Genomic DNA, 19,556 nt, shown 5'->3' with positions numbered 1-19,556 from the left:
CCATCAAGGTTTCGTCTCCGTGTGGCAGCGATCTGGAAGGATCCCGGCATGCCCGCATCACCGAGCACCGCCCGGGCCATGAACGACCGGCTCGCCCTCCGACTGCTCCAGCAGGACGGCCCGCTGACGGCCACGCAGCTCAAGACTCTGACCGGACTCTCCCGCCCCACCGTCGCCGACCTCGTCGAACGGCTGCAGGGGGCCGGTCTGGTCCGGGTGGTCGGCGAGTCCGGCTCCGAGCGCCGCGGCCCCAACGCCCGGCTGTACGGGATCGCCGCCGACCGCGCCCACCTCGCCGCGCTCGACATACGCACCGGCAGCGTCGCCGTGGTCGTCGCCGATCTCCTCGGTGCCACGCTCGCTGAGGCCACCCTGCCCATCGGTAGCGACACCGACACCGAGGCCGCCGTCGAACAGGCCGCCGCGCTGCTGGAACGCACCGCGAGGGAGGCGGGTGCAGCCCGGCTGCACAGCGTCGGCATCGGCGCGCCCGGCCTGATCGACCCGGTCACCGGCGAACTGCGTGACACCACCGGGCTGCCCGCCTGGCACCGACGACTGGTACGGGTGCTGCAGCAGCGGCTGCCCGCCACCGTGCTGGTCGAGAACGAGACCAATCTCGCCGCCGTCGCCGAGCAGCGCATCGGCGCGGCCCGCGACCGTGACACCTTCGTACTCTTCTGGCTCGGCCACGGCGTCGGCGCCGCCGTCATGCTGGACGGGAAGCTCCGCCGTGGCGCCTCGGGAGGCGCGGGCGAGATCGGCTTCCTGCCGGTGCCCGGCACGATCGGTACCCCGTCGGCCGTCAACTGCGACGGCGGGTTCCACTCGCTGGTGGGCTCCGCCCCGGTCTGCGAACTGGCCGCCGCCCACGGCATATACGTGCCCCCGGGCGCGGCCGAAGGGGACAAGGAGCCGGGCGCCGCATTCGCCGTACGGGCCGCGCTTGCGGGGGAGGGGGAGAGCGAGGCCTTCCTGGGCGCCCTCGCCGAACGTCTCGCGCTCGGCGCCGCCGCCATCGCCTCCGTCCTCGACCCGGGCTGTGTGCTGCTCGCGGGCGAGGTCGGCCACGCGGGCGGTGACGCGCTCGCGGCACGGGTCGAGGAGCGGCTGGCCATGATGTCCCCGCTTCGTACCGAGGTCAGAGCCGGCCGGCTCGGCGGCGCCGCGGTGCTCCGCGGCGCGCTGCTCGCCGCCCGGGAGGCGGCTCAGGACGAGCTGTTCACTCCGGCCGGCTGAACCGCCCGGCGAGAAATTCCTCGAACGTCGCCTTCCCCACGGCCCGTTCGGGGCTCAGATGGTCTCCGTGCCGGTATCCGGCGTACGCCTTGCCCGCCAGCCGTACGGGCAGAAGGGGCCGCTTCCGTCCGGTCACCCGGAGATGGGCGCGGGCCAGTTCGGTGAGTGGCCTGATCTCGGGTCCGCCGATGTCGCGCACCCGGCTTGTTGAGCAGGTTGAAATGGCCCTTGTAGGGGAGGTCCAGGTCCATCTCCGCGCCCGCGACACCCGGCCAGGTCATGCCGGTCGAGGCGTTGTCCGGGCCGTCGGCGCCCACGGAGATCTTGTTGTTGCCGTCGACGTGGGCGAACGCGTAATTCAAATGGGTGACTTTGTCCCAGGGGATGTCAAAGGCGAGATGGGCGGGCTTGCCGTCCCTCCCGGTCCGCTCCTGGTCGGCGGCGGCCGACGGGGTGGTGGCGAGCGAGCCCATGAGCAGTCCGGCGGCGGCTGCGCAGGCTGCGAGCAGGGTGGCTCTCGCACGGGTGGGGGACAGCACGTTCGGTTCCTCCCGGGGAGGTTCGGCAGAACACAACTGGCAAGGGGGTGGGTCGTGTTGATGTCCCGCGGTGTGCGCACACCGCGGGATCGCTCCTCGGAGGTGACGCAGAGATTAAGAGGACTAGACCATTGTGTCGATAGGTCTGGACCTTTAAGGCTCGACTGTTCCGTTGTGCGCCCCGTTCCGGAGGCCCTTGTGAGCCACTCCACAGGCACTCACCCGTATGGCCCATGAGCGGGCGTGGCACACTGACCGTGTACCAGCAGCAGCGCACTCCGGGGTCGGTGTAATTCCGAACCGGCGGTTATAGTCCGCGACCCGTCCGCATCCAGCGGCCGGTTGACCAGGTGAGATTCCTGGACCGACGGTTAAAGTCCGGATGGGAGGCAGTGCGCGGCGGGCCGTTTCACGGGTACGCCGCCGTCGGCGGATGGTCTTCGGGCAACCGGACCATCCGTGTATTCGGCATTCGGCGTCCCCCTGTTGCGTTCCCGCTTCATCTGTCGTCGTCGACAGGCCCCGGAGTCCGTGCCCGAAGAGGCAGGAGGACCCGGTGGACACCGCAGCCGACATCACCGCCATGCGCCGAGCGATCACGCTCGCAGCGCGCGGTCTCGGCTCCACCAGCCCCAACCCGGTCGTCGGCTGTGTCATCCTCGACGCCGCAGACCGGCAGGCCGGTGAAGGATTCCACCAGCGCGCCGGTGGGCCGCACGCCGAGATCCACGCCCTGCGCGCCGCAGGCGACAGGGCCCGGGGCGGCACCGCCTACGTCACCCTCGAACCCTGTAACCACACCGGCCGCACCGGCCCCTGCGCCCAGGCGCTCATCGAGGCCGGTGTCGCCCGCGTCGTCTACGCCGTCGGCGACCCGAACCCGCAGGCCACCGGCGGTGCGGACACCCTGCGCGCGGCCGGGGTCAAAGCTGAGCAGGGGCTCCTCGCGGACGAGGCCGAGGCGGGCAACGCGGCCTGGCTGACCTCGGTGCGCCTGGGCCGCCCGTACGTCCTGTGGAAGTACGCGGCGACCCTCGACGGCAGGATCGCGGCCGCCGATGCCACCAGCCGCTGGATCACCTCTCCCGAGTCCCGCGCCGACGTCCACCGGCTGCGCGCCGAGGCCGACGCCGTCGTGGTCGGCTCCGGCACCGCCCGTGCCGACGACCCGCAGCTCGGCGTACGGGGCGTCGAAGGCGCCGTACAGCCCATGAGGGTGGTAGTCGACACCGGTGCCACCGCCGTACGCCCCGGCGCCCGCGTCCTCGACGACACCGCGCCCACTCTGATCGCCGTCGCCGACGACGCCGACGCCCGCCATCTCCCGGAAGAGGCCGTCCTGCGGCTGCCGCGCGCCGCCACCGGCCCCGGCCTGGACGTCCCCGCCCTGCTCACCGCCCTGTACGGGCGGGGCATCCGCTCCGTACTCCTCGAAGGCGGCCCGACCCTGGCCGGGGCCTTCGTCGCGGCGGGAACGGTCGACAAGGTCGTCGGCTATCTCGCCCCCGTGCTCCTCGGCGCCGGCCCCGCGGCCCTCGCCGACGCCGGAATCTCCACCATCGCCGATGCGTTGCGCCTCGATGTGACCGAGACCGTCCGTATCGGCCCCGATCTGCGCATCAGCGCCGTCCCCGGCCCTGCCCGGAAGGGAAACTGAGTGTTCACCGGAATTGTCGAAGAACTGGGTGAAGTCACCGCTGTCGAGAAGCTCGGCGACGCCTCCCGCTTCCGCCTGCGCGGTCCCGTCGTCACCGAAGGCGCCAAGCACGGCGACTCCATCGCCGTCAACGGCGTCTGCCTCACCGTCGTCGACTTCGGTGAGCACGAATTCACCGCCGATGTGATGGCCGAGACCCTGAACCGGTCCAGCCTCGGCGCCCTGGAGGTCGGCTCCCGGGTCAACCTGGAGCGCCCCATGGCGGTCGGCGGCAGGCTCGGCGGCCACATCGTCCAGGGCCATGTCGACGGCACAGGCCGCATCGTCGAGCGCACGATCTCCGAGAACTGGGAGATCGTGAAGATCGCCCTCCCCGCGGACCTGACCCGCTACGTGGTGGAGAAGGGGTCGATCACCGTCGACGGCGTCAGCCTGACCGTCGTGGACGCCGGACCCGACTACTTCACGATCAGCCTCATCCCCACCACGCTCGCCCTGACCACGCTCGGCATCAAGAAGCCCGGCGACCCGGTCAACCTCGAGGTGGACGTCATCGCGAAGTACGTCGAGCGGCTGCTCGGCAACACCGCGCAGGAACCCGAGGAGCCGGCGAAGTGACCTCGCTGAACTGGCTGAACGCGGAGGCGTTCACCGTCTTCGGACAGCACATCATCTGGTCCGACGTGATCGGCAACACGGTCGGTCTGATCGCGCTGACCCTGGGCTGGCTCCGCTCGATCTGGACCTGGCCCGCCCAGCTCCTGTCCGGAGTCGTCCTGGTCGCCGCCAATGTCTCCGTGCACCAGGCGGGCAGCGTCGGCAAGCAGCTCGTGGTCATCGCCGTGGCCGTCTGGGGCTGGCAGCAGTGGACCCGGGGCAAGCGACAGGCCCAGGACGGCTCCCTCGCCGTACGGTTCGCCACCTGGCGCGAGCGCGGCTATCTGCTGGGCGGCGCCGCACTGGGCACCCTCGCGGTCGGCGGCCTCTTCACCGCGTTCCCCTCGCTCTCCTGGAGCCCGTGGGCGGACGCGTACATATTCGCCGGCACGCTCGTCGCGATGCTCGCCCAGGCCCGCGGCATGGTCGAGTTCTGGTTCGCCTGGCTCCTCGTCGACCTGGTCGGCGTACCGCTGAACTTCCACAGCGGTCTCGCCTTCTCCGGTCTCATCTACGTCGTGTACGGCGCCCTCGTCCTGTGGGGCATGCGCGACTGGTGGCTGCGTTCGCGGACACCCGCTCTGGAAGGAGCCACGGCATGACTGCCCAGCCCACCTGGTTGCACCGGGAACACGAAAGCGCCGTCGAGGACCTCAGCCTCGACCCCGTCGAGCAGGCGATCCGCGACATCGCCGCCGGACGGCCCGTCGTGGTCGTCGACGACGAGGACCGGGAGAACGAAGGCGACCTGGTCGTCGCAGCCGAGAAGGCCACCCCCGAGATCGTCGCGTTCATGATGAGCGAATGCCGCGGTCTGATCTGCGCGCCCATGGAGAACGACGAGCTGGAACGGCTCGAACTGCCGCAGATGGTCGCCCACAACACCGAATCGATGCGCACGGCGTTCACCGTCTCCGTCGACGCATCGGCGGCGCACGGCGTCACCACCGGCATCTCCGCCGCCGACCGGGCCACCACGCTCCGGATGCTGGCGGGCGGCGAGGCCGGCCCCGGCGACTTCGTACGGCCCGGCCACATCTTCCCGCTCCGCGCCCGCTCCGGCGGCGTGCTGGTCCGCAACGGCCACACCGAGGCCGCCGTCGACCTCGCCCGGCTCGCCGGGCTGCGGCCCGCCGGCGCGATCGTCGAGATCGCCGGCGAGGACGGCATGATGCTGCGACTGCCCCAGCTGGTCCCGTTCGCCCGCAAGCACGGCCTCACGATCATCTCCATCGAGGACCTGATCGCCTACCGCCGCAGCTCGGAGCCGGCCGTCCGCCGCGAGGCCGAGGTGCGGCTGCCGACGAGCTTCGGTGCATTCACCGCGTACGGCTACCGCTCCACGACCGACGGCGTCGAGCACGTCGCGCTCGTCCACGGTGACATCGGGGACGGCGACGACGTCCTGGTGCGGATCCACTCCGAGTGCCTGACCGGTGACATCTTCCAGTCGCAGCGCTGCGACTGCGGGCCCCAGCTGCACGCCTCCATGCGCCGGATCACCGAGGAGGGCCGCGGCGTAGTCATCTATCTGCGCGGCCACGAGGGCCGGGGTATCGGCCTGCTGTCCAAGCTGCGCGCCTACGAACTCCAGGAGCGCGGCAGCGACACCCTCGACGCCAACCTCGAGCTCGGCCTGCCCGCCGACGCCCGGGACTACGCGGCCGGCGCCCAGATCCTCAAGGACCTCGGCGTCCGCAGCCTCAGGCTGATGACCAACAACCCCGACAAGACGGCCGCGGTCCTGCGGCACGGTCTGGCCGTCACCGGCCGCGAGCCGATGCCCGTCCAGGCCGGCGAACACAATCTGCGCTACCTGCGCACCAAGCGCGACCGCATGGGGCACGACCTGCCCTGGCTCGACGCCGCCACGGCGTCGACCTGCGGCAACCAGTAGCGATCACGGAAACGAGCGGTAGGAGAGACATGAGCGGCAAGGGTGCACCCGAACTGTCCGTGCGCAACTGCGGTGACCTGCGTGTGGCGGTCGTCGCCGCCCAGTGGCACGAGAAGGTCATGGACGGACTCGTCGACGGCGCGCTGCGCGCCCTGCACGAGCTGGGCATCGACGAGCCGACCCTGCTCCGGGTGCCCGGCAGCTTCGAGCTCCCGGTGGTCGCCAAGGTCCTCGCCGGTCGCGGTTACGACGCGGTCGTCGCCCTCGGCGTGATCATCCGCGGCGGCACCCCGCACTTCGAGTACGTGTCCCACGGCGTCACCAACGGTCTGACCCAGGTCGCCGTCGACACCGGAGTCCCGGTCGGCTTCGGCGTACTCACCTGCGACACCGAGGAGCAGGCGCTCGACCGGGCCGGACTGGAAGGCTCCAACGAGGACAAGGGGCACGAAGCGGTCACCGCGGCCGTCGCCACCGCCGCCACGCTGCGCACGGTCAGCGAGCCCTGGCGCTGAGTGGGGGGCGTGGACCCCGTACTCTAAGGACCATCATGGCGAACAAAACCTTCGAAGAGCTCTTCGCCGAGCTGCAGCTCAAGGCCGCCAACGGCGACCCCTCCACCTCCCGTACCGCCGAGCTGGTGGACAAGGGTGTCCATGCCATCGGCAAGAAGGTCGTCGAGGAGGCCGCCGAAGTCTGGATGGCCGCCGAGCACGAGAGCAAGGACGCCGCCGCCGAGGAGATCTCCCAGCTGCTGTACCACGTCCAGGTGATGATGGTCGCCCGCGGGATCTCCCTCGACGACGTCTACGCTCACCTCTGAGCACGACCTGAGCACCACGTAGCACTCCGTACATCCGCATATCCCTACAAGACTCCCTCCTCGCAAAGGAAACCTGGCCTCATGCTGCGCATCGCCGTCCCCAACAAGGGTTCACTCTCCGGGCCTGCGATGGCGATGCTCCATGAGGCCGGCTACCAGCAGCGCAAGGAGTCCAAGGAGCTCGTCCTCGTCGACCCCGAGAACGAGGTCGAGTTCTTCTACCTGCGGCCGCGCGACATCGCGATCTACGTCAGCTCCGGCCGCCTCGACATCGGCATCACCGGCCGCGACCTGCTGCTGGACTCCGGCGCCGACTCCGAGGAGATCCTCCAGCTCGGCTTCGCCCGTTCTACCTTCCGCTACGCCACCAAGCCGGGCACGGCCCAGGGGCCGCAGGACTTCGACGGCAAGACGATCGCCACCTCCTACGAGGGCATCGTCGCCAAGCACCTCGCCGATGTCGGCGTCAACGCCTCCGTCGTCCACCTCGACGGCGCGGTCGAGACCGCCATCGAACTCGGTGTCGCCCAGGTCATCGCCGATGTCGTGGAGACCGGCACCAGCCTGCGCAACGCCGGACTCGAAGTCATCGGCGAGCCGATCATGAAGTCGGAGGCCGTCGTCATCCGCCGCACCGGCGCACCGGACGACGACCCCAAGGTGCAGCAGTTCCTCCGCCGCCTCCAGGGCGTCCTGGTCGCCCGCAGCTACGTGATGATGGACTACGACTGCCGCGTCGAACACCTGGAGCGCGCGGTCGCCCTCACCCCGGGCCTGGAGTCGCCGACCATCTCCCCGCTGCACCACGAGGGCTGGGTCGCCGTCCGTTCCATGGTCGCCGCCCGCGAGGCCCAGCGGATCATGGACGATCTGTACGACCTCGGCGCCCGCGCCATCCTCACCACCGCCATCCACGCCTGCCGCCTCTGACGGCCGGGCGACCACCCGGAAGACAGAAGAACACCATGTCCGCCCCCGCGCCCCGGTCCGAACTCCCCACGCTCCCGGTCACGTTCCGGCCGACCCGAACCCGGGTGGTCCTGCTGACCGTGGGGGCGGCGATGTTCGTCGTCATCACCGTCATCGCCCTGACTCTGGAGCAGCTGAGCGCGGGGGAGCGGTCCAGCTTCATCTTCACCGCGCTGCTGTTCTTCGGCGTGCTTGCGCTGCTCAGCCGCCCGAAGATCGTCGCGAACGAGGACGGGGTGACGGTGGTCAATCTCACCCGAACGCGCCGACTGTCCTGGGCGGAGATTCTCCGCGTCAATCTGCGCGTCGGCGACCCCTGGGTCTTTCTCGACCTGAGCGACGGGACCAGCATGCCCGCCCTCGGTATCCAGCCGGGAATCGCCAAGCAGCAGGCCATCCGCGACGCCCGTGCGCTCCGCGCCCTCGCCGAGAACCACGGCACCGGCACGGACAACGGCTGAGCCCCCTGCCGCGTACGGCCTCTTCTTGATTACTCTTGAGGACGGCGGCGCCCCGTGCGCCCCGCCCCGCACCAGAGGGTCCATGAGGCCTGCGGGGCTTTCCTGCGACCCAAGGAGTGACTCCTTCCAGCAATGGACGGATCGTCCGGTAGTACCTGCGCCGCCCCTTCCCAGGAGGCGGCGGCATGACCACCCCCCTGCTGCTTCTGAGCGCAGCATTCCTTCTCATCCTCGCCAACGGATTCTTCGTGGCAGCCGAGTTCGGGCTGGTCACGGTGGAGCGGCCGGACGCCGAGCGCGCCGCCGCCGAGGGCGACCGGCGGGCCCGCACCGTCGTCGAAGCCCTGCGTGAACTCTCCTTCCAGCTCTCCGGCACCCAGCTCGGCATCACCATCACCTCGCTGGTCGTCGGCATGCTCGCCGAACCGGCACTCGCCCAGCTGCTGGACGGCCCCCTCACCGCGACCGGTCTGCCCGACGGCGCCGTACCCGGCATCAGCGTGGTGATCGGGATGATGGTGGCCTCCGCCGTCCAGATGGTGATCGGCGAACTCGTGCCCAAGAACTGGGCGGTCTCCCGGCCGCTTCAGGTCGCCCGGTTCGTCGCCGGCCCCCAGCACCGTTTCTCCGCCGCGCTCCGGCCGGTGATCAGCCTGCTGAACACCGTCGCCAACCGGCTGGTACGACTGCTGGGTGTCGAACCCACCGATGAGCTGGCCTCCGCCCGTACGCCCGGGGAACTGGTTTCCCTGGCCCGGCACTCGGCCGAGGCCGGCACCCTCGAACAGGACACCGCGGATCTCTTCGTACGGACCCTGTCGCTCGCCGGACTCACCGCACAGCACGTCATGACCCCACGGGTGAAGGTCAGCGCCCTGCAGTCCTCGGCGACCGCGCAGGACGTCCTCAACCTCACCCGCGCCACCGGCCTCTCCCGCTTCCCCGTCTACCGGGAGCGCATCGACGAGGTCGTCGGCATGATCCACCTCAAGGACGCGCTCGCCGTGCCGGCCCAGGACCGGCTGCGCACGCCGGCGGGCCGGATCGCCGTACCGCCGCTGCTGGTGCCGGAGACACTGCCCGTCGAGCAGCTGCTCCAGCGGCTGCGCAACGAGCAGCCGATCGCCGTGGTCGTCGACGAGTACGGCGGCACCGCCGGGGTCGTCACCCTCGAGGACATCATCGAGGAACTCGTAGGCGAGGTCAGGGACGAGCACGACGCCGAAGGCGCCGACCGGCCCGAACTGGCCCCCGCCGCTCCCGAGGACGGCCGCCCGGCCTGGGACGCCGAAGGCAGCTGTCGGGTCCTGACCCTGCGCCGGATAGGGCTCGACGTCCCCGACGGACCGTACGAGACCGTGGCCGGACTCGTCGCCGATCTGCTGGGCCGCATCCCCGCCCCCGGCGACCGGGCCGAACTGCCCGGCTGGCGGATCTCCGTCCGCCAGGTCGGCCACTACCGCGCCGAGAAGGTCCGCTTCGTACGCACGGCCGAGGTGACCGACCCCGTCACCGAGGCACCGGTGGCCCACGGCGTCCTGGAGGCCGTGCGATGAGCCTCGTCCAGCTGCTGTTCGCGGCGCTCCTCGTGCTGGCGAACGGCTTCTTCGTCGGTGCCGAGTTCGCCCTCGTCTCCGTACGGCGCAGCCAGGTCGAACCCCTCGCGGCAGCAGGGTCGGGCCGGGCCCGCCAGGTGCTGTACGGCCTGGAGAACCTGCCGCAGATGATGGCTGCCGCCCAGTTCGGTATCACCGTCTGCTCGCTGACCCTCGGCGCCGTCGCCGAACCGACCGTCGCCCATCTGCTGGAGCCGGTCTTCCAGGCGGTCCACCTGCCCGAGGGCCTGATCCATCCGCTCGGCTATGTGCTGGCACTCGTCTTCGTGGTCTTCCTCCATCTCGTCATCGGCGAAATGGTCCCGAAGAACCTCGCGATGGCGGCGCCGGAGAAGACCGCGCTCTGGCTCAGCCCCGGCCTCGTCGGCTTCGCCCGCGTCTGCCGTCCGGTCACCTCCGCACTGGGCACCTGTGCCCGGCTGGTGCTCCGGCTCTTCGGCGTCGAACCGAAGGACGAGGTGGAGGCCGTCTTCACCAGCGAGCAGCTCAACCGGCTCGTCGAGGACTCCGGTCAGGCGGGACTGCTGGAGCCGGAGGCGCAGGAGCGGCTGGAGGACGCACTGGAGCTGGGCAGCAGGCCCGTCACCGATGTGCTGCTCAGCCGGGCCTCCCTGGTGACGGTGGACCCCTCCGTCACCCCGCACCGGATCGAGGAGCTGACCGTACGGACCGGATACTCACGCTTTCCCGTGTGCGCGGAGGGCGGCGGCCCGTTCATGGGCTATCTGCACGTCAAGGATGTCCTGGACCTGGAGGACGGCGAGCGGGCCGTCCCCCAGCACGTGTGGCGCCCGATGGCGACCGTGAGGGCCGAACTGCCCCTGGACGACGCCCTGACCGTGATGCGCCGCGCGGCGACGCATCTGGCGCAGGTCGCCGACGCATCGGGCCGGGTCCTCGGCCTGGTCGCCATGGAGGACGTCCTGGAGATGCTGGTCGGTGAGGTACGCGACCCGGCCCACCGGGTCTCGGTGCCGCGCCGGACGACGGACACGACGGCCGCAGGCACCAGCGAACTCACCGCGTCGGTCCATTAGGGTCTCGACCGCCGGACGGGCTGATCTCCAGCCCGTCCGGCGCTCGAGGACAACGGCCACCGGGCGACTCCGGCAGCCCGCCCTCACAACGGCGGCGGCTCCTGCGGCCCTCGGCCCACCGGCCCCCGGCCGGACAGCACCTCGCCGTACGCCTGCATCAGATCCGGCAGCCGCAGCGTGGCCAGATCGTCCCGGCTCGGCACGGCCGCATAGCCGGAGAGCCGCAGATCGCGGTAGGCGCAGCTCTTCTCGTACAGAGTGCGCAGGAACCGCCCGTTGCCCAGCTCGTCGATCCAGCCCTGGTCGATGACATGGCCGCTGATGGAGCGAAGCTCCTCCAGGGACTCCTCGTCCCACGCATCACCGTTCTCCGCGGCCAGCACCTCACCGATGGAGGTGAGCTCCAGCGGCCGGTAGCTCGGGAAGTCCACCCGGGTGGTGAAGCGTGAGGAGAGTCCCGGATTGGTGGCCAGCAGCCGGTCCATGCCTTCCGGATAGCCCGCGAGGATGACGACCAGATGGTCGCGGTTGTCCTCCGCACGCTTGAGGAGGACCTGGAGGGCCTCGTCGCCGTACGCGTCACCCTTGCTGTAGCCGGTGTTGGAGAGGCTGTAGGCCTCGTCGACGAAGAGCACCCCGCCGAGCGCCGAGTCGATCAGCTCATTGGCCTTGACGGCGGTCTGGCCGAGGAACTCGCCCACAAGATCCGCCCGTTGGGCCTCGACGAGATGGTCACCACCGAGCAGACCGAGAGCGTAGAAGACCCGGCCGAGGATGCGGGCCACCGTGGTCTTGCCGGTGCCGGAGGGGCCCGAGAAGACGAAATGGCGTTTCGGCGGCTGCACGGGAAGCCCCTGGCCGGCCCGCAGCCGGGCCATGTTCAGCTGCGCGGACAACGCCTTGACCTGGCGTTTGACGGGCTCCAGGCCGACCATCCGCTCCAGCTCCGCCAGCGCCTCGGCGAGCAGCACCGGATCGCTGGGCCCGGCCGGGAAGGGGGCTGTCGGCTGGCCGGGCACCGGGGTCTTCCGCCGTGCCCCGTCGGACGGCGGCACCCCGATGCCCACGAGTCCCGGGGTCTCGCCGCCCGGCCGCAGCTCCCGGCCGTCCACCAGATCGGTGCCGAGCAGCGAATCCCCGTCCGGCTGCGCCTCCGCCACGGCGTCCGTGCCGAACCCGGCCAGTGACACGGCGGTGAGACCGGCGGCCTCGTCGGTGCCTTCGAGGCCGTCGTAGTCCGCGATCGCGGCGAGCCGCGCCGAGGTGTCCATGAACGCCGGGTCGATCCGGTGCACCGCCCGGTAGAGCGGCAGGGCGGCCGCGCTGCGGCCGGTGCCCTCGTGTGCGCGGGCCAGCCAGTAGCGCAGTTCCTTGCGCTGCGGCTGTTCGCTGCGGCAGCGCATCAGCGCGGCGGAGAGCAGCGGCTCGGCCTGCCCGTACATCTCCAGCCGCACTCGCGCCATCCCGCCGAACAGCCCCGCCTCGATACCGAGCATCGGGTCGTCGATCAGCTGCTCGGTGTTGCGTACGAGCTGCTCCCAGTCCTTGACCAGATAGGAGCGGCAGGCGTGCAGGAAGCGCACCTGCGGGTCCGCGTCCACCGGCGGCAGGCCGGCCAGCGCACGGTCCAGTTCGGGGACATGGCGCCCGTCCAGCCAGTGCGAGGCGTGCGCGAGGAGCAGATCGCGCGGGCTCTCCAGCACCGGTTGAACCCACCAGCCCAACCAGTACCAGGAGTTGAGCGTGCGCCGATGGCGGGTGCGCTGTTCGCCGAAGCGTTCGCGATGGCGGTACATGCGCAGCAGCGCCGTCGTGGTGTCGGCCCTCAGCGCATGGAGGCCGAGCCAGCCGTCCGCCATGCCGGGATCGATCCGTACCGCAGCCCTGAACTCCTCTTCGGCCTGTGGGTAGGCGCCCATGGTGTAGGCGTCCACGCCGCGCAGCCAGGCGAGGTCGGCCGGGGCCTGTGCGCCCTGCGTGCCGATGTCCATCTGGTCCCCCACAAACCGTGCCCCCAGGATGTCCCGCCGCACGACCTGCCCGCCGAGGCGCGCTGAATCACTGTGCCACGGACGGGAATTGACCGCACCGAGAGGCATCGTACCTGCGCAGGGAGTGTGCGACTAAGAGCGCCGCAGGCGGAAGGGAGACCGTGACCGAGGGTGAGCGGAATCCGTCGAACCGGCGTGGGAAAGAGGGCGCGAGGGCAGAACGAAGCCCCCGATCACGGGGGAACAACCGGGGGCTTCGTGTCTGTGGGGGCTCCGAAAAGCCGCACATTGAGAACGTAAGACCTGTACCGCTCTCGGGTCAAGCAGAGTTGAGGTACTTCCAGGCCGATTTCTCACCACTCAGTGCGGCGGCGCAATGTGATCACGTTCTGTGACGGAATGGTTCACTCCTGCTGCCGCGTCAGGCCCCTTCAGCCACTCATACCCCATAGGCAACTGCCGTACCAGAGCATCGGCGTGGGAGCGTGAGGGATCGGCCGAGAAATGTTCCGCCTCGGCCGCCGTCCACCCGTCCCAGAAGGCCGAAAGAGCCGGTCCGTCCCGGCGGCGTCCCCGCTCCCAGGACTCCGCGGCAGCGAGATCCATCCACAACAGCCGCGCCAGATGGGGCCGCAGCGCCCGGCGGCCCGCCCCGACCCCCTCGATCAGGACGACCGGTGCGGGCTCCAGACTGCGCGGCGCCGCGAACGTCCGCGCGGTCCAGTCGTACGGCGCATAGCGCGCGCACTCACCGCGCGACAGAGGCTCGATCACCTGCTCCCGCAGCCGGTCCGTCCAGGTGAAGAAGGACTCGTGGGTGGCCAGGTCGTCCAGATGCAGTACGGGGGCGTCGTCGAGCAGGGCCGCGAGGCGGGACGCGAAGGTGCTCTTCCCCGATCCCGCATGGCCGTCGACGGCGATCAGCCGCACCGGTCCGCAGGACGGCGCCAGGGTGCGCAGCCGCGCGGCGAGGAGCGAGAGGTCGTTCATGCGCTCCAGCCTACGAGCCGACCCGAAGCAATCGCAGGTCACGCCAGTGGACCAGACCAATATTGGTTTATTGACGCACGCCGAATCGCTGGCCGAATCCGGCCACTACCCGCAATAGTTGGCCCACTGTCGTGCACTTGCAGCCCCATTCCGCTTACGACCGGGGGTCTCGCCCATGAACAGACCGACCTCGCGCAGAACCATGCTGACCGCCGCGCTCGCGGCAGCGGCTGCCGCCGGCACGGTGTCGTCCGCCGGCTCCGCAACCGCCGCCGTTCCCGCCGCCCCGCTCCCCGCCCGCTCGGCAACCGCTTCTCTCGTGGAGAACCGTTCCTGGCACACGTACACCGACTGGCGCAGCGGTTGCGGCGCCGGGACGCGCGCCGTCGCGGGGCGTCGGCCCGGTCTGGTGATCGGCCACGCCATGGGGGTCACCGACTACACCGATCCGCACACCGGTCAGACCGCCGACTGGGAGTACGCGACCTGGACCTCGCCGGTCCACCGGTCCGCCGTTCCGGCGACCGAGGTGATCGCCTCCTGGAACGCCGACACCCCGGCGGGCACCTGGATCCAGATCGAGCTGCAGGGCCGCTACTCGGACACCACCTCGACACCCTGGTACGTGATGGGCCGCTGGGCCGCGGGCGACGCCGACATCCGCAGGACGTCCGTCGACGACCAGACCGACGGCAAGAGCTCCATCTGGACCGACACCTTCTCGGTGGACGACGCGGCGAGCGGGTTGCGGCTGGTGTCCTACCGGCTGCGGCTCACGCTTTACCGCCCCCCGGGCAGCCGCCTCACGCCCACCGTCCGGCGGCTCGGCGCGATGGCTTCCGACGTCCCGGACCGCTTCACCGTGCCCGCCAGCACCCCCGGCCTCGCCCGGGAGCTGTCGGTGCCGCGCTACTCGCAGAATGTGCACGCGGGCCAGTACCCGGAGTACGACAACGGCGGCGAGGCCTGGTGCAGCCCCACCTCCTCGCAGATGATCATCGAGTACTGGGGGCGCAGGCCCACCGCCGAGGAGCTCGCCTGGGTCAAGCCGGGCCTGGCCGACCCGCAGGTCTGCCATGCCGCCCGGTTCACGTACGACTACCAGTACGAGGGCTGCGGCAACTGGCCGTTCAACGCCGCGTACGCCGCGACGTACCACGACATGAGCGCGGTGGTGACCCGGCTCGGCTCGCTGACGGACCTGGAGACGCTGATCCGGGCGGGTATCCCGGTCATAACGTCGCAGTCCTTCCGCAAGGAGGAGCTGACCGGCGCCGGGTACGGGACCTCCGGCCACCTGATGACCGTGATCGGGTTCACCGCGGACGGCGACGTGATCGCCAACGACCCGGCCTCGCCGAGCAACGAGGCCGTGCAGCGGGTCTACAAGCGCCAGGAGTGGGAGACGATCTGGCTCCGCACCAAGCGCTACGACGCAAACGGCAAGGTCAGAAGCGGTACGGGCGGTGTCTGCTACATCTACTGGCCCGCCGACCCAGCACCGAGGCAGCACCGGGTTCTGAAGTCACTCGGCCTGTTGTGAGCATATGCGGCGCTACGGCCGCCTCGACCACCTGACGGCAGCGTTCCTGGCGTCCTGGGTGGGGCGGCCGTACTTGTCCACCGTGACCTTGATCGAGCGATGCCCGAGCCGGCGAGACACTTCGTGGATGGACACGCCGCTCGTCAAGGTCACGGTGGTCCATTTGTGTCGTAAGTCGTGCGGGTCGTATTCAGGCAGCCCGAGCCGTCTGATGGCCCGGTCCCACGACTTGGACCGACCGGCAAATGGAGGGCGGCGTCGCGGGGCTGGGCACGCACATCTGCGGCGTTGTCGTCAGTCGACAACTCCCCCATGCCGTAAAGGTGCCTTAAAGGCATGGGGGACCCCCTTCGCGTTGCCTCCCTCCTCCGCCTTGCAGCTGCACGCACCCAGCCCCGCTCCTTCTCCCACCCCCCATTTGCCGGTCGGTCTTACGCAGGAGATCGGGTACGGCAGGCCGCCACTCGCGTTGCGGACCCGAAGCCCATCGATGAAGGGCTGAAGGGAAGCGGGCGCGGGTATATCGCGCCACTCGCCTTCTTTCGCTCCAGTCCGGGCATCGCGCCAGTGCTGGATGATCGACGACCGCGCACTGGGCTCTGGGTCTGCGGCGCGCAGGCGAGTGCGGCGAAGAGTACGGCCCCCGACTCCGATGCACCGGCGAGGGCCGAAGCATGGCCCGGTGTGAGCAGTTCGATCGCGGCCAGGGCGCTGCCGGCGGCCTCTGCGCTGACGATTCATGCGTGGTGGCGACGGTTGTCACATGCGCCGGTCCGGCGGTGTCTTCATGCCGAACAGCCAAACAGGCACACGTACGAGGAGAACACCATGGCGCTACGCGTCCCGAAGGCCGAGCTCACCGCCGAGCTCCGCGAAAGCCTGATCAAGCAGCTCGGGGTCGTGCCCGAGCCCGTCGAGGTGCTGTGGAACAACCCCGAGCTCGCCGAGGCCAACCAGGAGTTCTCGGCCAAGGTGGGCGCGTGGGACGCGGCCGACGCGAGCCTCAAGACGTTCGCGCACATGGCCGTCGCGGCACAGGTCGGCTGCAGCTGGTGCCTCGACATCAACTACTTCCACGCGCTGAACCAGAACCTGGACCTGGCCAAGGCGAGCCAGGTGCCGCGCTGGCGGCAGTCGGAGGTGTTCACGCCGCTGGAGCGCGACGTGCTCGAGTACGCCGAGGCCATGACGAACACGCCACCGGCCGTCACCGACGAGCTGTCGAAGCGTCTGCTCGAACGGCTCGGCCCCGCGGCGCTGGTCGAACTCACCGTGTTCATCGGTTTCGCCAACATGGCGACCAGGTGCAATACGGCGCACGGGATCACGTCGCAGGGCTTCTCCGACGCCTGCGAGATTCCGCTGGCCGGGCGCCCTGAGCGTTCCGGCGTGGCGTCGACGGCATGACCGAGGACCCGTTCGTCGCCCATCGCAGCCTGCTGTTCACGGTCGCCTACGAGATGCTCGGGTCGGCGGCCGATGCGGAGGACGTGCTGCAGGATTCCTGGCTGAGGTGGGCCGATGTCGACCACTCGCAGGTGCGTGACCCGCGGGCGTACCTCATCCGGGTCGTCACGCGGCAAGCGCTCAACCGCCTGCGAACGCTCTCGCGCAGCCGCGAGGAATACGTTGGCGAGTGGCTGCCGGAACCACTGCTGACCAGCCCGGATGTCGCCGAGGACGTCGAACTCGCGGAGAGTGTCTCGATCGCGATGCTGACCGTCCTTGAAACGCTCGGGCCGACCGAGCGGGCGGTGTTCGTGCTCCGCGAGGTCTTCGATGTGCCGTACGGCGAGATCGCCGAGGTGACGGGCAAGTCCGCGGCCGCGGTGCGGCAGATCGCGCGGCGGGCACGCGAGCACGTGGCGGCACGGCGGCCGCGGGTGCAGGTGAGCCGGTCGGAGCAGCAGGCCGTGGTGGAGCGGTTCCTGCTCGCCTTGCGAACCGGGCAGTTGCAGGAGCTGATGGAGGTCATGGCGCCGGACGTGGTCATGATCGCCGATGGCGGCGGGGTCGTGGCCGCCGCTCCGGCCCCGATCCACGGGGCCGAACTGGTGGCGCCGTTGCTCGCGCGCGCGAACCGGGTGGTGGCCGCGTTCGAGGCGACGGCCGTGTGGCTCAACGGCGCGCCCGCGGGCCGGATCGAGATCGACGGCGAGCCGGCCGCGGTGAGCCTCGTGGTGGAGAACGGGAGGGTCACCCGGATCTACGTCGTGAGAAACCCGCGGAAGCTGACGCGGCTCGACGAACCGGCCGAACTCGCCAGGTAAGGCCGCATCCGTCCACTGGCTGGGCCGCGTCGGACAGACCGAAATCGGGGACCTGAAGGGTGTCCAGCGATCCCCAACCCATGGCAGCCTGCGAACCCCGTCTGACGGCAGAGACCGTGGAGAGCCCGTTGCGTTGAGAGGCGCACGGCGGGTTCGGTGAGAGGTCCGGAGAAACGGACCGGGAGCAATCCCGGCACCGCGCTCCGGGCCTACTCAGCGGACTCCGCACACCGGGTGACCAGTTGGGCCACCATGCTCTGCTGGCTGGGCTCCGACACATGGGTGGTCCGGTATTGGTGGTCGAGTTGGCGGAGGCCGTCCCGGTTGCCAGAAGTACCTGGGCTGGAGTCAGCCGCGGATCCCTGCTGCGTGCAGCCTGCGGCGCACTTCATCCCATTCCGGGGCGATCATTTCGGTTGTCCGAGTGCCCGCATTGTGGTCTTCGAACCCGCTGGAAGTGGATATGCAGACCACCGGCTCGCCGATGTCACCGATGCTGCGCATGCCTGCGAGGCCGGCGGCGCTGGAGAGTTCGGTTCAGAGGCCGGCACGGGCGAATTCCCTGCGAGCAGCCTTGAGTCGCTCGTCGCCGAGTTCCAGCGCTCGGCCGCCGCCGTCCTGCCTGCAAGCCTTCTTCGCTAGAGGCGGCGTGCCGCAACAACCGCTGAACTGGCTGGTGTTGTGAGTATTTCAGTGGCGTTCAGGGCTGGATGAGTGAGGTAGAACAGGCGGAGCTCATCCACTTCGCCGCCGAAACGAGGCGGCCAATGGGGCGAGGGGGTGAAGTCGTCCAGGATGAGCAGGCCACCGGGAGCAAGCTGCTCGACGACCCCCTGCGGGTCGTCACGCTTGCCCCCGCCGTCGCAGAAGAAGACGTCGAAGGGGGCATGCTGTTCAAGCAGTCGCCAGTCCCCGGTGAGAACGCTGACGCGCTTGTCGTCCGCGAAGACACTGGCTGCTCGACGGGCCAGCTCCTCGTCACGCTCTACGGTAACCAGGCGTGCACCGGAGCCAAGGCCACTGTGCAGCCAGGCGGTGCCCACTCCCGAGCCGGTGCCGCTCTCCGCAAGGATTCCGTGGGGTTTCGCAGCAGCGGCCAGCCTGAGCAACCTGCCCACTTCGGGGATGCAACTCTTCTTGAATCCCGCTTCGGAGGCGACACGCTCGGCGGCCACGACGCGAGGCGGAACCGCACGTTCTGCCATGATCACGCTCCCCTTCATCGTGAACATGACGATATCCGCCAGCAGAGGCGTGCGCACGGAGTTTCGCCTGTCCGGACCCGGCGAGCCTTCCTGGTCAAAGCCCTACGAGAAGTGGACGAAGCCACGTACCGCCGTTCACCGCCGCCACCAGCGCCCTCGGTGGCTGCCCACGCTGTGCCTGCCGGATGTTCGTTACGACAGCAAGACTCATCGGCACGGTGGCGCGACGGAGAACAGCCGACCCGTCAGTGGTGGCGGGACCTGGTCACAGTCGCCGATGTCCTGGCACTGCCCGAGGACCGCAGCGTCCGCTACGAGCTGCTGGGGGAGTCCCTGGTGATGTCCCCGCCCCCGGCCTGCGCCACCAGCGGGCGTCCTTCCGGCTTCACGCGGCCCTGGACGCTGCGGCCCGCGCCGCCGACGCACCGGTCGAAAACGCCCCTGGCCCACCGGGCCGACTGGAAGACCTGGACCGCGTACTGCACCCAGCTCCAGATCCCCACCACCGCAGCCACCCGCGGCACGCTGCGTGCGTTCGTCAACTTCCGCGCCCGGTTCCGGTACCTGGTCGTCCGGCAGCGGTAGGCCCCTTACCTTCCCGCCTCTCTGCTGCCGTCATCGACAGCCCCCAGGCCATGCCCGGCTCGCCGCACAGCTCGAAG

At 70.0% G+C, this 19,556-nt stretch carries 18 protein-coding genes, 3 pseudogenes and 1 riboswitch; of the genes and pseudogenes, 15 read left to right on the top strand and 6 right to left on the bottom strand.

Translation table 11 applies throughout. The features are described 5' to 3' along the window. Positions 1 to 48: 48 nt before the first annotated feature. On the top strand, positions 49 to 1,239 hold the full coding sequence (locus ACZ7IB_RS19415; RefSeq protein ID WP_470913883.1) for an ROK family transcriptional regulator: 1,191 nt from the start codon (positions 49 to 51) through the stop codon (positions 1,237 to 1,239). Here the strand turns inward: ACZ7IB_RS19415 and ACZ7IB_RS19410 are convergent. After that, a pseudogene (locus tag ACZ7IB_RS19410) lies at positions 1,223 to 1,441 on the bottom strand (nucleoside-diphosphate sugar epimerase); the annotation flags it as partial. The gene ACZ7IB_RS19415 and the pseudogene ACZ7IB_RS19410 overlap by 17 nt on opposite strands. Then, positions 1,428 to 1,778 (bottom strand): annotated as a pseudogene (locus tag ACZ7IB_RS19405) (chitinase); the annotation flags it as partial. The pseudogenes ACZ7IB_RS19405 and ACZ7IB_RS19410, both read right to left, overlap by 14 nt. Positions 1,779 to 2,047: 269 nt before the next feature. After that, a riboswitch (FMN riboswitch) is annotated at positions 2,048 to 2,178 on the top strand. Positions 2,179 to 2,334: 156 nt separating this feature from the next. Between ACZ7IB_RS19405 and ribD the strand changes: the two are divergent. From ribD to ACZ7IB_RS19355, 10 genes are all read left to right on the top strand, one after another. Next, positions 2,335 to 3,435: a bifunctional diaminohydroxyphosphoribosylaminopyrimidine deaminase/5-amino-6-(5-phosphoribosylamino)uracil reductase RibD gene (gene ribD, locus ACZ7IB_RS19400; RefSeq protein ID WP_470913881.1), complete on the top strand. Its 1,101-nt coding sequence runs from the start codon at positions 2,335 to 2,337 to the stop codon at positions 3,433 to 3,435. After that, on the top strand, positions 3,436 to 4,053 hold the full coding sequence (locus ACZ7IB_RS19395; protein WP_470913878.1) for a riboflavin synthase: 618 nt from the start codon (positions 3,436 to 3,438) through the stop codon (positions 4,051 to 4,053). After that, positions 4,050 to 4,694: a nicotinamide mononucleotide transporter family protein gene (locus ACZ7IB_RS19390; RefSeq protein ID WP_470913876.1), complete on the top strand. Its 645-nt coding sequence runs from the start codon at positions 4,050 to 4,052 to the stop codon at positions 4,692 to 4,694. The genes ACZ7IB_RS19395 and ACZ7IB_RS19390 overlap by 4 nt, the downstream gene beginning before the upstream one ends. After that, positions 4,691 to 5,989 carry a bifunctional 3,4-dihydroxy-2-butanone-4-phosphate synthase/GTP cyclohydrolase II gene (locus ACZ7IB_RS19385; protein ID WP_470913873.1) on the top strand — a complete coding sequence of 433 codons (1,299 nt, stop codon included), beginning with the start codon at positions 4,691 to 4,693 and terminating at the stop codon, positions 5,987 to 5,989. The genes ACZ7IB_RS19390 and ACZ7IB_RS19385 overlap by 4 nt, the downstream gene beginning before the upstream one ends. A gap of 29 nt (positions 5,990 to 6,018) precedes the next feature. Continuing rightward, complete coding sequence (ribH, locus tag ACZ7IB_RS19380; protein ID WP_093894539.1) at positions 6,019 to 6,504, top strand: 6,7-dimethyl-8-ribityllumazine synthase; 486 nt, start codon at positions 6,019 to 6,021, stop codon at positions 6,502 to 6,504. 35 nt (positions 6,505 to 6,539) lie between these two features. Further along, a complete protein-coding gene (locus ACZ7IB_RS19375) occupies positions 6,540 to 6,812 on the top strand; it encodes a phosphoribosyl-ATP diphosphatase (protein WP_018524273.1) in 273 nt (90 codons plus the stop codon). A gap of 81 nt (positions 6,813 to 6,893) precedes the next feature. Beyond that, the gene (hisG, locus tag ACZ7IB_RS19370) at positions 6,894 to 7,742 is read left to right on the top strand and encodes an ATP phosphoribosyltransferase (RefSeq protein WP_093894540.1); all 849 of its coding nucleotides are present in this window, start codon (positions 6,894 to 6,896) and stop codon (positions 7,740 to 7,742) included. Between the two features lie 35 nt (positions 7,743 to 7,777). Continuing rightward, positions 7,778 to 8,242, top strand: a complete 465-nt coding sequence (locus tag ACZ7IB_RS19365; RefSeq protein ID WP_266422241.1) for a PH domain-containing protein — start codon at positions 7,778 to 7,780, stop codon at positions 8,240 to 8,242. 185 nt (positions 8,243 to 8,427) lie between these two features. Continuing rightward, the gene (locus ACZ7IB_RS19360) at positions 8,428 to 9,798 is read left to right on the top strand and encodes a hemolysin family protein (RefSeq protein WP_322108756.1); all 1,371 of its coding nucleotides are present in this window, start codon (positions 8,428 to 8,430) and stop codon (positions 9,796 to 9,798) included. Continuing rightward, positions 9,795 to 10,895: a hemolysin family protein gene (locus tag ACZ7IB_RS19355; protein ID WP_470913867.1), complete on the top strand. Its 1,101-nt coding sequence runs from the start codon at positions 9,795 to 9,797 to the stop codon at positions 10,893 to 10,895. Before ACZ7IB_RS19360 ends, ACZ7IB_RS19355 begins: the two co-directional genes overlap by 4 nt. A gap of 83 nt (positions 10,896 to 10,978) precedes the next feature. Here ACZ7IB_RS19355 and ACZ7IB_RS19350 read toward each other — a convergent pair whose 3' ends face one another. Together ACZ7IB_RS19350 and ACZ7IB_RS19345 are read right to left on the bottom strand one after the other, a co-directional pair. Beyond that, positions 10,979 to 12,886 carry an AAA family ATPase gene (locus ACZ7IB_RS19350; protein WP_470913865.1) on the bottom strand — a complete coding sequence of 636 codons (1,908 nt, stop codon included), beginning with the start codon at positions 12,884 to 12,886 and terminating at the stop codon, positions 10,979 to 10,981. A gap of 360 nt (positions 12,887 to 13,246) precedes the next feature. Continuing rightward, a complete protein-coding gene (locus ACZ7IB_RS19345; protein ID WP_470913862.1) occupies positions 13,247 to 13,876 on the bottom strand; it encodes a uridine kinase family protein in 630 nt (209 codons plus the stop codon). Positions 13,877 to 14,051: 175 nt separating this feature from the next. On the opposite strand from ACZ7IB_RS19345, the gene ACZ7IB_RS19340 reads away from it, so the two are divergent. Beyond that, complete coding sequence (locus tag ACZ7IB_RS19340; protein ID WP_470913860.1) at positions 14,052 to 15,419, top strand: peptidase C39 family protein; 1,368 nt, start codon at positions 14,052 to 14,054, stop codon at positions 15,417 to 15,419. A gap of 12 nt (positions 15,420 to 15,431) precedes the next feature. Here ACZ7IB_RS19340 and ACZ7IB_RS19335 read toward each other — a convergent pair. Beyond that, a pseudogene (locus tag ACZ7IB_RS19335) lies at positions 15,432 to 15,638 on the bottom strand (tyrosine-type recombinase/integrase); the annotation flags it as partial. A 609-nt stretch (positions 15,639 to 16,247) separates the two neighbouring features. On the opposite strand from ACZ7IB_RS19335, the gene ACZ7IB_RS19330 reads away from it, so the two are divergent. Both ACZ7IB_RS19330 and ACZ7IB_RS19325 read left to right on the top strand, forming a co-directional pair. Then, positions 16,248 to 16,826 carry a carboxymuconolactone decarboxylase family protein gene (locus tag ACZ7IB_RS19330; RefSeq protein ID WP_470913858.1) on the top strand — a complete coding sequence of 193 codons (579 nt, stop codon included), beginning with the start codon at positions 16,248 to 16,250 and terminating at the stop codon, positions 16,824 to 16,826. Continuing rightward, complete coding sequence (locus tag ACZ7IB_RS19325) at positions 16,823 to 17,689, top strand: RNA polymerase sigma-70 factor (RefSeq protein WP_470913855.1); 867 nt, start codon at positions 16,823 to 16,825, stop codon at positions 17,687 to 17,689. Before ACZ7IB_RS19330 ends, ACZ7IB_RS19325 begins: the two co-directional genes overlap by 4 nt. A 638-nt stretch (positions 17,690 to 18,327) precedes the next feature. On the opposite strand, the gene ACZ7IB_RS19320 is transcribed toward ACZ7IB_RS19325, so the two are convergent. Then, the gene (locus ACZ7IB_RS19320; protein ID WP_470914122.1) at positions 18,328 to 18,900 is read right to left on the bottom strand and encodes an O-methyltransferase; all 573 of its coding nucleotides are present in this window, start codon (positions 18,898 to 18,900) and stop codon (positions 18,328 to 18,330) included. Between the two features lie 153 nt (positions 18,901 to 19,053). Here ACZ7IB_RS19320 and ACZ7IB_RS19315 point away from each other — a divergent pair, with 153 nt between their 5' ends. Further along, positions 19,054 to 19,479 carry a hypothetical protein gene (locus ACZ7IB_RS19315; RefSeq protein WP_470913853.1) on the top strand — a complete coding sequence of 142 codons (426 nt, stop codon included), beginning with the start codon at positions 19,054 to 19,056 and terminating at the stop codon, positions 19,477 to 19,479. Positions 19,480 to 19,556 lie beyond the last annotated feature (77 nt).

The sequence above is a fragment of the Streptomyces sp. NPDC037301 genome (assembly GCF_055602785.1).
The sequence above is the reverse complement of the archived record's forward strand: the minus strand, read 5'-3'. Positions and strand labels throughout refer to the sequence as shown.

Bases quoted from the DNA above. Each gene is read 5' to 3' on its own strand.
- ACZ7IB_RS19415 (WP_470913883.1), top strand. From the start codon at position 49: ATGCCCGCATCACCGAGCACCGCCCGGGCCATGAACGACCGGCTCGCC.
- ACZ7IB_RS19385 (WP_470913873.1), top strand. From the start codon at position 4,691: ATGACTGCCCAGCCCACCTGGTTGCACCGGGAACACGAAAGCGCCGTC.
- ribH (WP_093894539.1), top strand. From the start codon at position 6,019: ATGAGCGGCAAGGGTGCACCCGAACTGTCCGTGCGCAACTGCGGTGAC.
- ACZ7IB_RS19375 (WP_018524273.1), top strand. From the start codon at position 6,540: ATGGCGAACAAAACCTTCGAAGAGCTCTTCGCCGAGCTGCAGCTCAAG.
- hisG (WP_093894540.1), top strand. From the start codon at position 6,894: ATGCTGCGCATCGCCGTCCCCAACAAGGGTTCACTCTCCGGGCCTGCG.
- ACZ7IB_RS19365 (WP_266422241.1), top strand. From the start codon at position 7,778: ATGTCCGCCCCCGCGCCCCGGTCCGAACTCCCCACGCTCCCGGTCACG.
- ACZ7IB_RS19360 (WP_322108756.1), top strand. From the start codon at position 8,428: ATGACCACCCCCCTGCTGCTTCTGAGCGCAGCATTCCTTCTCATCCTC.
- ACZ7IB_RS19355 (WP_470913867.1), top strand. From the start codon at position 9,795: ATGAGCCTCGTCCAGCTGCTGTTCGCGGCGCTCCTCGTGCTGGCGAAC.
- ACZ7IB_RS19350 (WP_470913865.1), bottom strand. From the start codon at position 12,886: ATGGACATCGGCACGCAGGGCGCACAGGCCCCGGCCGACCTCGCCTGG.
- ACZ7IB_RS19345 (WP_470913862.1), bottom strand. From the start codon at position 13,876: ATGAACGACCTCTCGCTCCTCGCCGCGCGGCTGCGCACCCTGGCGCCG.
- ACZ7IB_RS19340 (WP_470913860.1), top strand. From the start codon at position 14,052: ATGAACAGACCGACCTCGCGCAGAACCATGCTGACCGCCGCGCTCGCG.
- ACZ7IB_RS19330 (WP_470913858.1), top strand. From the start codon at position 16,248: ATGGCGCTACGCGTCCCGAAGGCCGAGCTCACCGCCGAGCTCCGCGAA.
- ACZ7IB_RS19325 (WP_470913855.1), top strand. From the start codon at position 16,823: ATGACCGAGGACCCGTTCGTCGCCCATCGCAGCCTGCTGTTCACGGTC.